The sequence below is a fragment of the Haloechinothrix halophila YIM 93223 genome (assembly GCF_000504245.1).
Lineage (GTDB): Bacteria > Actinomycetota > Actinomycetes > Mycobacteriales > Pseudonocardiaceae > Haloechinothrix_A > Haloechinothrix_A halophila.
In genome coordinates this window covers 1,300,311-1,313,449 of record NZ_KI632509.1, presented here as the reverse complement: position 1 = coordinate 1,313,449, position 13,139 = coordinate 1,300,311, and the positions used below count along the sequence as shown (strand labels likewise).

The following is a 13,139-nucleotide window of genomic DNA, read 5'->3' as shown; positions in this document are numbered from 1 at the left end:
TGGAAAAGGTGACAGCGATTAACCTCGGCCTGCCCCAAGTGGTCGGTGACGCACGCGCGGCCGACACGACGGGGCGCCCCGACACGACAGCACTCGTCGACACGTTCGGCAGGGTCGCGACTGACCTGCGCGTGTCGTTGACCGACAAGTGCAACCTGCGCTGCACGTACTGCATGCCGGAAGAAGGTCTCGACTGGATGCCGGACGAGCAGGTGCTCGCCGACGACGAACTTCTCCGGCTGATGCGCATCGCGGTCGAACGACTCGGCATCACCGACATCCGGCTCACCGGCGGCGAACCGATGCTGCGGCCCGGCCTCGAGTCGCTGATCGCGGAGATCACGTCGCTGCGGCCCCGGCCGCGCGTGGCGATGACGACCAACGGCATCGGCCTCGCCAAGCGCGCGGCCAAGCTGGCGGCGTCGGGGCTGAACCGGATCAACGTCTCGCTGGACACCGTCGAGCGGGACACGTTCATCCGCATCACCCGCCGCGACCGGCTCAGCCACGTGCTCGCAGGCCTCAAAGCGGCGCGCGACGCGGGCATGGACCCCGTCAAGATCAACTCGGTGCTGCTGCCTGGTGTCAACGAGCACGAGGCGACCGGTCTGCTCCGGTACTGCCTCGACAACGGCTACCACCTGCGGTTCATCGAGCAGATGCCGCTGGACGCGCAACACAGCTGGGATCGCTCCGCCATGATCACCGCCGAGCAGATCCTTGAGCTGCTGCGGACCGAGTTCACCCTCACCCCAAGCAACGAAGAGCGCGGCGGCGCACCAGCTGAGCGTTGGCTGGTCGACGGCGGCCCCGGCGACGTCGGCGTGATCGCCTCGGTGACGCGACCGTTCTGCGCGGCGTGCGACCGAACGAGGCTGACAGCGGACGGGGCGATCCGTTCCTGCCTGTTCAGCCAGCGCGAGACCGATCTGCGGGCGATGCTGCGCGAAGGCGCGTCGGATGAGGACATCGCCAACGCCTGGCGCGCGACCATGTGGGCCAAGCTCGCCGGGCACGAGATCAACGACGCCGGGTTCGCGCAGCCGCTGCGGCCGATGAGCTCCATCGGCGGTTAGGGCATGAGCGACGCCCCAGCGGCCGGACGGACCGGCACGATCTCCGTACACGTGCGCTACTACGCCTCCGCGCGGGCGGCGGCGGGTACTGAGGCCGAAACACTGAGCCTACCCGCCGACGCCGACCTCACCGCCGCTCTCGATGCGATGCGGGCGCGCCACGATCCGGCGCTGGCGCGGGTACTGACCGCCGCCAGCTTCCTGCTGGACGAAGTGGCGGTACGGCGGCACTCGGCGCCATTGCACGACGGCGTCCAACTCGACGTCCTCCCGCCGTTCGCTGGCGGCTGACAGCCCGGACTCACCCCGGGGTCTACAGGCGCCAACAGTTGCGCCGCACCAGCGTGATCCGCCGCACCAGCGCGATCTTGAGGCGTTTCGGTCGTTATAGCGACCACAACGCCTCAAGATCCACTTCGACAGCGGCGTCTGCGACCACCCCAGAGCGCCGCACGGATGCCCCGACCAGACACGGCTCGATTCCCACTCGATTCGGGGACGCATTCCAGCCTGATTCCGGCTCGATTCTGACTCGGATTCCGGGCCAATTTTTCGGCCTGACGCTGGGGATTCTCAGGTCCGCTGAAGCGGGGTGGATGCGACCGGGGACACCTCGAGGCGACTGTTGATCTGACCCCACCAGTGGTCCACTGGCGGTGTAACCACGTGATGCAAGCCTCACCCTGGGTGATTTATCTCGAACAGGCAACGGACTGGTAACAGCGCTCTGACCTGCGATTATCACGAAGTCGTTACCCAACCAATATTGTTACCGTGATCTAGATCACGGTCTGGAAAATTTCCGATCACGGTTGCGGTTACGTACCGTCGTCTCTCGGTTGGCCCCGACCAGCCACGGCAAGACCGGGAACCCGTTCGCCAAACCCTGTCCGACGGTGTTTCCCGGAAACAACCCCGAGTGAAAGTGACTCCGGGACAGGGACGCGGGATGACCCCAGCCAAGACGGCGGCGCGGAGGATTGAGATAGGCCAATGTCTTACCGAGGCAAGCACCGCAAGCTGTCTACGACTACTCGCAACATCGCTCGTGTTGCCGTCGCGGGCATCGCGGTCGGTGCTCCGATTGCGATGGCTACCCCTGCCAACGCTGCGTACGCTCCCAACTGGGACATGCTCGCGCAGTGCGAGAGCAGCGGTGACTGGAGCATCAACACCGGTAACGGCTACTACGGTGGTCTCCAGTTCTCCCACAGCACATGGCAGGCTTACGGCGGCACGGGCTACGCGCACCAGGCGTCCAAGTCCGAGCAGATCCGTATCGCCGAGAAGGTCCTCGCGAGCCAGGGCCCCAACGCCTGGCCCGCATGCACCGCCAAGACCGGCTGGCACGTTGCCGGTTCCAGCGGTAGCTACCAGGGCTCCAACACCGAGGGCGGTGCGGCCGCGCCGCAGCCGGCCCAGCGGCAAGCTCAGCAGGAAGCTCCACAGGCCGCTCCGGTCCAGGCCCGTGTCGCCAAGTCCAACCCGGACGGCGACTACACGGTCAAGAAGGGCGAGTCGCTCTCCGAGATCGCGGCCGACAAGGACATCAAGGGCGGCTGGCAGAAACTGCACAAGCTGAACGACGACTACATCAGCGACCCGGACTTCATCCTGGTCGGCCAGAAGATCGCCACCAAGTGATCAACGGCTCACGCTGATTCGCTGTGCCCCACCGCGCCCCGATCGCGGTGGGGCACAGCAGCGCGTGATGGCGCGTACCCCGCTACGGGCTACGGGCTACGGGCTACGGCGAATTAACCCACTCGTCGGTGCCGTCGGCGAAGACCTGGTGCTTCCAGATCGGCAACCGCTGCTTGACCGTGTCGACCAGGTCTGAGCAGGCGGCGAACGCCTCCTGCCGGTGAGCTCCGGCCACCGCGCACGCCAGCGCGACGTCACCGATAGCAAGGTCGCCAATGCGGTGGCTAACCGCGACCGCCCTAACTCCCGAGTGACGGGCGGTCACCTCGGCTACCACGGCGTCGAGGACGTCGCCCGCACGCGGGTGGCCCTCGTAGTACAGCGAACGCACCTCGCGCCCACCGTCATGGTCGCGCACCACTCCGCCGAAGCTGACGACCGCACCCGCGGTGCGGTCAGCGACGGCGTCGGCGTGTTCATCGACAGTCACCGGCTGGTCGGTGACCTGAGACAGCACGACCCGCGCGGCAGGCTCGGGGGCTACCGCGGGGGTCGCGCTTTCAGGAACAGCAGCCGAGGAGGCACCATCGGTGTCCTCCCGAATGTGGTCGCCACCGGCCAGCTGCGACAGCGCGTGCTCAAGGACGTCGTCCAGCACGCCGAGACCGTCCTTCACCCCGCCGCGCGAGCCGGGCAGGTTCACGATCAGCGTGCCGCCAGCGACCCCGGCCCTGCCGCGCGACAGCACGGCGGTGGGCACCTTCGGCAGCCCGGCAGCCCTGATCGCGTCGGCCAGGCCCGGCACTTCGTAGTCGAGCACCTGCGCCGTCACCTCGGGGGTGCGGTCGGTCGGCGAGATCCCGGTACCGCCCGTGGTGATCGCGACCGGCACGCCAGCCGAGACAGCCTCCCGCAGCGCCGCGCCGACCGGGTCGCCGTCCGGCACCACCACCGGCAGGTCGACGTCGAATCCCCGCTCGGTGAGCCAGTCCGTGATGAGCGGGCCGGTGGTGTCCTCGTACACGCCCGTCGCGGCGCGGTTCGACGCGACGATCACCCGTGCGCTGCGATCACCCATCAGCGACCCTCCGGCCTCTCCCAGATGCCCGACTTGCCGCCTTCCTTGCGGTCCAGCCGCACCGCGTCCAGGGTGGCGGCCGGATCGACGGCCTTGATCATGTCGTGCAGCGTGAGCCCGGCGACGGTCACGGCCGTCAGCGCCTCCATCTCCACCCCGGTGCGGTCGGTGGTGCGCACGGTGGCCGCGATACCGATCTCGGCGTCACCGACGTCGAACTCCACCTCAACGCCGGAGATCGCGAGCGGGTGACACAGCGGCACCAACTCCGGTGTGCGCTTGGCGCCCATGATCCCCGCGATACGGGCGGTCGCCAGCGCGTCGCCCTTCGGCAACCCACCCTCGGTGAGCAGTCCGATCACCTCGGGCGTGGTGCGCATGACCCCGGTCGCGGTGGCGACACGAGTGCTGCGGTCCTTGGCGGAGACGTCGACCATCCTGGCCGCGCCCGACTCGTCTACGTGGCTGAGCTCACTCACGCGACCACTATCCCTCACGCAGCGCGACGCTCTTCACGGCATCGGCGACGGCTGGCGCGACCGCCGCGTCGAACACGCTCGGCACGATGAATGCCGCGTTGAGCCGGTCGGAGTCCACGACGTCCGCGATGGCGTCGGCCGCCGCGATCAGCATGTCGTCCTCGATCTGGTGCGCGTGGGCGTCGAGCAGACCACGGAAGACGCCGGGAAAGGCGAGCACGTTGTTGATCTGGTTCGGGTAGTCGCTGCGCCCGGTCGCGACGACGGCCGCGTGCTGCTGCGCCTCGATCGGGTCGATCTCCGGGTCAGGATTGGCCAGCGCGAACACCACCGCGTCGTCGGCCATGGTCGCCACCTGGTCCGCACCGAACAGGTTCGGCCCGGAGACCCCGATGAACACGTCCGCGCCGACCAGCGCGTCGTGCAGGCTGCCATCGGCCTGCTCGGCGTTGGTGTTGTCGGCGATCCACTGCACGTTGGCGTTCATGTCGCCGAGGCCGGAGTGCACGATGCCGCGCCTGCCGACGGCGACGATGTCGCGCGGGCCCTTCAGCTGCAACAACCGGATGATGGCCGAGCCTGCCGCACCGACGCCACAGACCACGATCTTGCAGTCCGCGATGTCCTTGCCGACCACCCGCAGCGCGTTGCGCAGGGCGGCGACGACAACGATCGCGGTGCCGTGCTGGTCATCGTGGAAAACCGGGATGTCCAGCTTCTCCCGCAGCCGCGCCTCGATCTCGAAACAGCGCGGCGCCGCGATGTCCTCCAGATTGATGCCCGCGTAGCTGGGCGCGAGCACCTCGACCGTGCGGATCAGCTCCTCGGTGTCCTGCGTGTCGAGGCACACCGGCCAGGCGTCGACCCCGGCGAACTTCTTGAACAGTGCGGCCTTGCCCTCCATCACCGGCAGCGCGGCGGCAGGCCCGATGTTGCCGAGCCCGAGCACGGCCGAGCCGTCGGTGACGACGGCGACCGTGTTGCGCTTGATGGTCAGCCTGCGAGCGTCCTCCGGATTGGCCGCGATGGCCTTACAGACCCGCGCGACGCCCGGCGTGTAGGCGCGAGAGAGGTCATCGCGGTTGCGCAGCGCGACCTTCGAGTTGACCTCGATCTTGCCGCCGAGGTGCATCAGGAAGGTGCGGTCGGAGACCTTGCGCACCCGCACGCCGGAGAGCTGCTCCAGCGCCTCGGTGACGCCGTCCGCGTGCTCGGCGTCAACGACGTTGGCGCTGATGTCGACAACGATGCGGTCGGTATGCGACTCGACGATGTCGAACGCGGTCAGCACCCCACCGACCTGGCCAACTGCCGTGGTCAGGTCCCCCGCCGTGCTCGCAGCGGCGGGGGCGTCGACGCGAACTGTGATCGAATAGCCAGGACCGGGGACAGCCATGTGGGACTCCGCAATATCGAGCGCCGATAGGGTGTGAGAAAGACCCTATCGCGTCCGCGCTCAGGGAGTTTTATTGATCTCGGTTTCCGGGTGCTCGTAGGGCACGCGCTTCAGCGGAAACTCCACATCACCGAACGGCGACAGTGATCCCTGCCGGTCAGCGGCCAGTTCGCTCACCGGGTGCTCACCGTCTTCCACCTGCGGCCACGCCGGGTCGATCCGGTCCTTGGCCACCTTCTTCGCGTTCGCCACGTTGTTCCTCCGGGTCCTGACGTGCCTTGTGAGATCGGATTCTAGTCTGCCGACCCGGGCTGAGGCGGATGCTGGTCGGTATCGTTTGATGTGATGCACGCGGCTGACGACTCGGCGGCGGTCTCCCTGGCAGCGGCTCTCCGGTCGGCGACGCCCGACGAACTGGCCGCGCTCTTGCTCGCCAGGCGCGACCTCGCCACTCCCCCGCCCCCTGACTCCACGGTGCTCGCCACCCGCGCGGGCACCCCGGGGTCGGTGGCGCGCGCGTGCGAACAGCTGGACTCCGCGACACTGGCCACGCTGGAGGCGCTGCTGCTGCTCGGCGCGGACACCGCGCCGGTCGCGCCGCCCGACGTCTCCGACCTGCTCGACGTCGACGCCACGGGCAGCATCGACCGGCTGCGGACGCTGGCGATCGCCTGGGACGCCGGGGACGGGATCGCGGTGGTACCCGCCGCCCGCGACGTCGTCGGCTCGTACCCGGCGGGGCTCGGCCGCCCGCTTCCCGCGCTGGACGGCGCCGACCTCGACGCGGCACTGGCCGAGGTCACCGCGGAGGAGCGGACGCTGCTCGACACGCTCGCGGTCGGCCCGCCGATCGGCACCAGCCGGGACGCCGCAACCGACATCCGGCTGGCCGAGGCGACGACCCCCGTGCAGCGGCTGCTGGCACGTGGGCTGCTGATGCGACGCGACGCGACCACCGTTGAGCTGCCACGTCAGCTCGGCCTGCACCTGCGTGGCGGGCAGGCGTTCGCGCCATCGACGCTGACTCCACCGCCGTTGCACACCCGTGAGCGCACCGAGGCCACCGTGGACCAGACGGCGGCTGGTGAGGCGATGTCGCTGCTGCGCCACGTCGGTGACGTGCTGGAGTCCTGGGGGCAGACACCGCCACCGGTCCTCAAGGCTGGCGGGCTCGGCGTGCGGGAGATCCGTCGGATGATGCGGGAATTCGACGTCGATGAGCAGCGCGCGGTGCTGCTGGCCGAGCTGGTCGTCGGGGCAGGGCTGGTCGCGGAGAGCAAGGACGAGGACGCCGGGTGGGTGCCGACGACGCTGACCGACACCTGGCTGGCCGCCCCGCCGTCCGCGCAGTGGGCGTTGCTGGCCGATACCTGGCTCGCACTGCCCCGGCTGCCCGGATTGGCCTACGGCACCGCTGCTGGCGCGCGCACGGACGCTGAGGGGCGCGCGGGCGGCGGGCGTACGGCGGACGCGTCGGCCGACAAACCGCCGACGCCGCTGTCCGAGCGGCTGCGCCGCCCCCTGGCGCCGGAGGGCAGGCGGCGGGTGCTGCGTGCGCTCGCCGAGCTACCACCAGGCACGGGCGCCGAGACCGAGAGCCTGGTCGAGTACCTGGCCTGGCAGGCACCCCGGCGCGGCGGCAGCCTCCGCGATGACCTGGTGCGCTGGACATTGTCCGAGGCGACCGCGCTCGGCCTTGTGGCCCTGGGTGCCGCGACGACGGCGGCGCGGGCGTTGCTCGTCGACAGCGAGACCGAGTCCGAGGACGACCACCGCAGCCGCGCGGCCGACGCGATGGCCGAGGCGATGCCGGAACCGGTCGACCACGTGCTGGTGCAGGCCGATCTCACCGTCGTCGCGCCCGGCCCGCTTGAGCCGGGGGTGGCCGCCGAGATCAACGCCGTCGCCGACACGGAGTCCGCCGGCCACGGGACGGTGTACCGGGTGAGCGAGGCGTCGGTGCGACGCGCGCTGGACTCCGGCCGGACAGCGACCGAGCTGCACGAGTTGTTCGCCGCCCGCTCGGCGACGCCGGTGCCGCAGTCGCTGACGTACCTGATCGACGACGTCGCCCGCCGTCACGGCAGGCTACGCGGCGGGGCGTGCGCATCCTTCCTGCGTTGTGACGACGAGGCGCTGCTCGCCGAAGTCCTCGCCGGTGCAGCGGCCGCGGAGCTTGACCTGCGAGCGATCGCGCCGACGGTCGTGGTCAGCGACCTGCCATTAGGCGACGTGATGACCGGGCTGCGCGCGCATGGTTTCACCCCCGCGGCGGAAGGCCCTGACGGCAGAGTGATCGACCTGCGGCAACGCGGCAGGCGAATTCCGGCGCGCAAACGCGCGGCGGGCGCACCGCACACGAGCGGCAAGCAGCAGGTAGCTGGCGTGGTCGACCGGATCAAGGCGGGCGACAGGGCAGCCGCGGCCCGTCACGGCACCGGGGTCCGCAACGCGGCGGGAACCGGCGACACGTCGGCCACGCTCGCGCTACTCAACGAGGCCGCGCGCGGCGGGCGGCAGGTGTGGATCGGGCTGGTCGACGCTCACGGCACCGCTACCCAGCGCGTCGTCACCCCGGTCCGGCTCTCCGGCGGGGTACTGGAAGGCTCCAGCGCCGAGCGCTACCCCCTCCACCGGATCACGTCGGCAGCGCTGGTGGACGACTGACGACGCCCGCTACGCCATGTCCCCCGAGCTCGCCTCAGAGTTCGTGGAGGCTGCGCAGCAGGCGCTCCGTGAACTCGCGAGAGGACTTGTCACCAAACGCGAGCCCTGGCTGATGGACGTGCACCAGACCCGCCTCGGCCATGTCCGCCACGATCACCTTCACGACGCCGAGTGGGAGGCCCAACTCGGCGACGACGTCCGAGATGGTGCGGGCGTGCACGCAGAAGTCGCAGATGGTGCGATGCTCCACCGCGCGCACGCCCTCGTAGTGTCTGCCCTGTTCGCTGGTAGTGACCGTCGCTTCAAGCGATAAGTTGCGATCCGGCCGGGTGCGCCCACGCGTGCGTGCGTAAGGCCGGGCGAGTGACACCTGGCGCTGCGCGGGCGGCATGGCAGGCACTTGGTCCTGCACCGGGTAAAAGCTCGCCTCGTCGTTGTTGGTCTGGTTCATCATCATCGTGCCCCCTTGTCACCCCGTGCTTGCTGCGAAGCGCGTGGCACTCTGTCGACCAGCGAGTCGGTCAGCACGGCAATCTCGTACGCCACCGTTGCCAGCTCGGACCTCGGCGAGGCCAGTGCGGCGACAACGGCGCCGTCATGCACCGACATGAGGTACAGATACCCCCGCTCCATCTCAACGACGGTCTGGTTCACCGCGCCCCCGGTGAAGCATTTCGCCGCATTTCCCGCCATGTACATCAGACCCGACGCGATCACGGCGAGCTGCTCGGCTTGGTCCCTCGGCAGCTCAGCGGATGCCGCGAGCGGCAACCCGTCGTATCCGACGATGACCGCGTGTGCGACCCCGTCGACTCGTTGTGCGAAGTCCGTGAGCAGCGAGTCGATGGTCCCGGTTGGCCGCCCAGCGGACGATGCCACTACCCCTCCTTGCCTCCTGATCCGACTCGCCCATCGAGCCACTGGTTTTGCCCCACACCCACGGTGGCCTTATGACCTGAATCAGCGTATTCCCCATCGCTGCCCTGTCGAGCGCGCCGCATCCCTTCCGAAAGGCTGCGCATCCTGCCCCTGACGGCGTCGGGCGCACGTGAGATGACCTCGGTCTGCATGGACAGGTCATCCTCACCGATACCCCCGTCGACATCCCTGCTGAGCAGGCTCGATGCCGAGTTGGGGCGGTCTGTGTCGCCCACAGGGGAAGCCTCGAAATCGGCATCGGCGAGATCGAGTTCACCCTGCGAGGGTGGGGCGAATTCGTCCGCGGATCGCGACACGACCTGGTCCGCAGAGTTCACCCCATTGGCGGCATCCTTCGGCCGTTCCGCCCACATGCTGGGCTGGTCACTCGGACGATCGTCCGGTGCGACCGATCCCGGCTCCCATGTGGACATCGACGCGGGTCGTTCGTCGTCGTCTGGAACGTCCGGTGATGCCGATGGCTCGAAACCGTTGACACCGTGCTGCGCGACGTCGGATTCCTTGGCGTTCGGCGCGGGCGTGTAGGACGACACGGCCACCGGGTCGGGTGCTGGCCGGAACCGAGGCGTAAGCCTGGTCTCGGTCTCCGAACGATCGGCGGGCTCGGACGTGACGTCCGCAGCGCGGTCGGACTTCGGTTCGGTGGCTGCGGTGCCGGGGAACGGTTCGGAGGATGCGGCGACTCGTTTGCTGCGCCCGGTGACCGCATCGAGTACGGCGAACAGATCGAAATTGTCGCCAGTGGATCGGTCGTCCGCGTCGTGTTCCTCGGTCGCCGCTTGAGCAGCCGCGGAGTCCTGTTCGGTCGCCTTATCCGGTTCGGATGGTTCGGCAGTGGCGTACTGCTCCGACCGCACATCGGCGGCGAACTCCGCAAGGTGCTCCGCACCGCCGGACGTCGACTCCACGGCTCGCTCGGGCTCGGTCTCGTCAGTCTCGGACGCTTCCGCGGCTGGCTCGGCATCCAGGACGGCATCGAAGAACGACGCCACGACGGATTCCGCGTCGGCGGTCGACTCCCGCACGGGTCGCATCTTGGGCTTGGTGATCGCTCCCGGACCAGAGTCGGCGTCCAGGTCATCGTCGTCCACGTCATCGCCGTCCAGCTCGGCAGACGAACTCTGCTCGACAAGCTGGCCCGGCTGGATGGCTGGGCCTGGCTGGTCAGCGGCATCCGGCTGGGTGTCGGCGGCAGCACCGGTCCTTGAAGCCGCTGAGCTGGTCACTTCTTCGGCAGCACCAGCGGCCCCCGCGTCGCCAGCCGGAGCCGCACCAGCCGCTCCCGCGTCGCCGTCCGCCCCCTCGGTCGGCGCCGTCACCTCCGGCAGCGACCGCACCGGGCGCGACGACCCGGTGTAGAGCCCCGGCAACTCCGGTTCATCGTCGCCCTCGCGGAACCACCTGGTCAGCAGGTCCTTGTACACGGGAAGCCGCTCGGTCGGCTGATCGTCGTCGAACGGGTGGTGGACGACGCCCTCCTCGGGGTCCGCCGACCGCTCCGTCACCACCGGCGCCCGCTTCGGCGGGCCGGAGCCCTGGTTCTTGCGCGACCGCACCGTGACGGTGTCCAGCCACTCCGGGCGCCTGCCTGGCTCGGTGGACGGCCCGCGCTCGGTGTCATCGGACAGCTCGCCGATCACCTGCGCTGGCACCAGCACGGACGCCGTCAACCCGCCGGTCGGCGCGTGGCGCAGCCGCACCTCGAGGCCGTTGCGCTGCGCCAACCTGCCGACGACGTACAGCCCCATCTTCCTGGACGCCTCGACGTCGATCTCTGGCAGCTCGGCGAGCCGCGCGTTGGCCGAGTCGATGGCCTCCTGTGACATACCGGGCCCGCTGTCGGTGATCTCGATCAGCCACGCGCCGTTCCTGGCGACCGAGCTGGTCAGCGTGACCGTGGTTTCGTACGGTGAGCCGTTGGTGGCGTTCTCCAGCAGCTCGGAGATCACGTGCACCACATCGCTCACGACGTCGCCGCGTACCGCGACATCCGGCACCGACGCCAGCTCGACCCGCTGGTACTGCTCGATCTCGGACAACGCGGCTCCGACCACCTCGGACGCCGCGACGGTGCCTGGCAGCATGCGGGCGAAGTCGTTGCCGGTCAGGACCAACAGGTTCTCGCAGATCCGGCGGGACCGGGTGGCGAGGTGATCCAGTTCGAACAGCGACGCCAGCGTGTCCGGGTCCTGTTCTTCGGCCTCCATTCGGTCGAGCATGTCGAGCTGCCGATCGGCCAGCTCCTGCCCGCGCCGCGACAGGTTGACGAACATCGCGTTGACGTTGCTGCGCAGTTCCGCCTGCTCGGTGGCGAGCCGGATCGCCTCGCCGTGCACCGCGTCGAACGCGCGCGCGACGTGCCCCACTTCGTCGTTGCTGTTCACCGGCACCGGGGCGACGTCTGCCGAGCGCGCGGCATGTGGATCGACGAGCAGCCCGTGCACCGCGGCTGGCAGCCGGTATTCCGCGACTTCCAGCGCGGTACTACGCAGCGTGCGCAACGGACGGAGCAGCGACCGGGCGATGACCAGCGCGAGCAGCACCGCGATCAGCAGTACACCGATGACGATCGCGCTGTCGCGCAGCGCGGCGGTCCGCGCCTGACCGGCGAGCGCGTCGGTGCGCTCCTGCATCTCGACAAGCAGCGCTTTCTCGACCTTGTGGACGAGGTTGATGGTGTAGGTCGACGACGTCTCCCAGCGTCCGGGATCGACCCCGTCGAACGACTGGCCGGTCTCGGTGCGCACCAGCACCGACTCGATAGTGTCGTTGCGCTGGTCGACGATCAGCCCGGTGACGGTGTCGTCGTACATCCGCTGCTGCTCCGGCGTGGCGAACTTGCGGAAGTCGGTGCGCCACGCGGCCACCTCGGCGCTCGCCGCGGTGAGCGCCCGCTCCCTGTCCGAGCTGAGCGAGCCCTTGACCAACGCCTCCGCGACAAGCGCGCGGGCGACCGACATCTGATCCTTCACGCGCGAGACCGCGGAGCCCGCCAGCTGTAGCCGGACCAGTTCCGGTTCGTTGATGGTGGCGACCGACTGCTCCCTGGAGGACAGCAGCGCCGAGATCAACTCGCTGTACGACCGCAGCACCGCGTCGGCGGGATACTGGGCGTGCTCGGCACCGAACCGCAGCTTGGAGAGGTCGTCGAGGCGTTCTCGCAGCTCCTCGAAGCGCTTCGCGGCGTCGCGGGACAGCTCCGGCCGGGACGCGGCGAGCGCCTTGCTGAACTCGCCGAGTTCCTTGTCGACCCGGTCACGCTGTTTCCGCAGTTCGGCGGGCTGTCCCTGCCTGCCACGCGCGATGTGGCGGACGGTCAAGTCACGTTCCCGCTGCAGGACATGCACCAGCGATGCGACGGCGGTATCGGTCTTGACCCGCGCGGACAGTTCCGCCAGCTCGCTTGCCGACGCGACCTGGCTGTTGAACCGCATCCCGATGAGCACGAGCGCGGTCATGGTCGGCACGAGCAGTGCCGCGATGAGTTTGGTGCGCAGCGACCAGTTCCGCAGCCGCCATGACCCGCCAGTGACGCTGGGGCTCAGCCAGCGCAGGCGGGAGCGTGGCTCGCGTCGCGCGCTGCTGCCCTCGCCATCGGCCGGTTCCGCCGAGGCGCGTTGCGTCGCGTCATCGGGGTGAGCGGTCGCGCGTCGGGGCACACTGCTGTCCTTCTCGGATCTGTCAACTCGTCCATTGGACCACGGTCGCCGCACCAGACCTCGTTGTCGCGCCGTGCGGGGCAGCGGTAGCTGGAGAGTATCTGGACCGGTTGCTGACGAAAAGACCGTGCCCGTGCATCAGCACGTGCTCGAACGGCGTATTGATCATCCTGATCGGGACGCTGCCAAGGTGCCACGAAA

11 protein-coding genes are annotated in these 13,139 nt (G+C 69.2%); 4 read left to right on the top strand and 7 right to left on the bottom strand.

Annotation, left to right across the window (positions count from 1 at the left end; translation table 11 throughout):
- Positions 1-38 precede the first annotated feature (38 nt).
- The 3 genes from moaA to AMYHA_RS06100 all read left to right on the top strand — a co-directional run bounded on the left by moaA (position 39) and on the right by AMYHA_RS06100 (position 2,720).
- Entirely contained in the window at positions 39-1,076 is a 1,038-nt protein-coding gene (gene moaA, locus AMYHA_RS06110) for a GTP 3',8-cyclase MoaA (protein WP_231104922.1), read from the top strand.
- 3 nt (positions 1,077-1,079) lie between these two features.
- The gene (locus AMYHA_RS06105) at positions 1,080-1,367 is read left to right on the top strand and encodes a MoaD/ThiS family protein (protein ID WP_051399590.1); all 288 of its coding nucleotides are present in this window, start codon (positions 1,080-1,082) and stop codon (positions 1,365-1,367) included.
- A gap of 702 nt (positions 1,368-2,069) precedes the next feature.
- Positions 2,070-2,720: a LysM peptidoglycan-binding domain-containing protein gene (locus AMYHA_RS06100; RefSeq protein WP_034268836.1), complete on the top strand. Its 651-nt coding sequence runs from the start codon at positions 2,070-2,072 to the stop codon at positions 2,718-2,720.
- A gap of 103 nt (positions 2,721-2,823) precedes the next feature.
- Here the strand turns inward: AMYHA_RS06100 and AMYHA_RS06095 are convergent, their stop codons facing one another.
- Genes AMYHA_RS06095 through AMYHA_RS06080 form a run of 4 tightly spaced genes read right to left on the bottom strand, consistent with a single transcriptional unit; the run spans position 2,824 to position 5,925 of the window.
- Positions 2,824-3,798 (bottom strand): molybdenum cofactor biosynthesis protein MoaE, encoded by a 975-nt coding sequence (locus tag AMYHA_RS06095; protein ID WP_034268833.1) that lies wholly within the window; start codon positions 3,796-3,798, stop codon positions 2,824-2,826.
- The gene (gene moaC / locus AMYHA_RS06090; protein ID WP_034268830.1) at positions 3,798-4,277 is read right to left on the bottom strand and encodes a cyclic pyranopterin monophosphate synthase MoaC; all 480 of its coding nucleotides are present in this window, start codon (positions 4,275-4,277) and stop codon (positions 3,798-3,800) included. The genes AMYHA_RS06095 and moaC overlap by 1 nt, the downstream gene beginning before the upstream one ends.
- Positions 4,278-4,284: 7 nt before the next feature.
- Positions 4,285-5,673 carry an NAD-dependent malic enzyme gene (locus AMYHA_RS06085; protein ID WP_034268827.1) on the bottom strand — a complete coding sequence of 463 codons (1,389 nt, stop codon included), beginning with the start codon at positions 5,671-5,673 and terminating at the stop codon, positions 4,285-4,287.
- Between the two features lie 60 nt (positions 5,674-5,733).
- Positions 5,734-5,925 carry a hypothetical protein gene (locus tag AMYHA_RS06080; RefSeq protein ID WP_034268825.1) on the bottom strand — a complete coding sequence of 64 codons (192 nt, stop codon included), beginning with the start codon at positions 5,923-5,925 and terminating at the stop codon, positions 5,734-5,736.
- A gap of 93 nt (positions 5,926-6,018) precedes the next feature.
- Between AMYHA_RS06080 and AMYHA_RS06075 the strand changes: the two genes are divergently transcribed.
- Positions 6,019-8,340, top strand: a complete 2,322-nt coding sequence (locus tag AMYHA_RS06075; RefSeq protein WP_034268824.1) for a helicase-associated domain-containing protein — start codon at positions 6,019-6,021, stop codon at positions 8,338-8,340.
- 34 nt (positions 8,341-8,374) lie between these two features.
- On the opposite strand, the gene AMYHA_RS06070 is transcribed toward AMYHA_RS06075, so the two are convergent.
- From AMYHA_RS06070 to AMYHA_RS06060, 3 genes are read right to left on the bottom strand one after another with little or no spacing between them, the layout of a single operon-like run.
- Entirely contained in the window at positions 8,375-8,797 is a 423-nt protein-coding gene (locus AMYHA_RS06070; protein ID WP_084036875.1) for a DUF742 domain-containing protein, read from the bottom strand.
- The gene (locus tag AMYHA_RS06065) at positions 8,794-9,219 is read right to left on the bottom strand and encodes a roadblock/LC7 domain-containing protein (RefSeq protein ID WP_034268823.1); all 426 of its coding nucleotides are present in this window, start codon (positions 9,217-9,219) and stop codon (positions 8,794-8,796) included. Before AMYHA_RS06065 ends, AMYHA_RS06070 begins: the two co-directional genes overlap by 4 nt.
- Entirely contained in the window at positions 9,219-12,938 is a 3,720-nt protein-coding gene (locus AMYHA_RS06060) for a sensor histidine kinase (RefSeq protein WP_051399589.1), read from the bottom strand. The genes AMYHA_RS06065 and AMYHA_RS06060 overlap by 1 nt, the downstream gene beginning before the upstream one ends.
- Between the last annotated feature and the right edge of the window lie 201 nt (positions 12,939-13,139).

Excerpts from the sequence above, each read along its gene's own strand:
- AMYHA_RS06105 (WP_051399590.1), top strand. The coding sequence starts at position 1,080 with ATGAGCGACGCCCCAGCGGCCGGACGGACCGGCACGATCTCCGTACAC.
- AMYHA_RS06100 (WP_034268836.1), top strand. The coding sequence starts at position 2,070 with ATGTCTTACCGAGGCAAGCACCGCAAGCTGTCTACGACTACTCGCAAC.
- AMYHA_RS06095 (WP_034268833.1), bottom strand. The coding sequence starts at position 3,798 with ATGGGTGATCGCAGCGCACGGGTGATCGTCGCGTCGAACCGCGCCGCG.
- AMYHA_RS06085 (WP_034268827.1), bottom strand. The coding sequence starts at position 5,673 with ATGGCTGTCCCCGGTCCTGGCTATTCGATCACAGTTCGCGTCGACGCC.
- AMYHA_RS06075 (WP_034268824.1), top strand. The coding sequence starts at position 6,019 with ATGCACGCGGCTGACGACTCGGCGGCGGTCTCCCTGGCAGCGGCTCTC.
- AMYHA_RS06070 (WP_084036875.1), bottom strand. The coding sequence starts at position 8,797 with ATGATGATGAACCAGACCAACAACGACGAGGCGAGCTTTTACCCGGTG.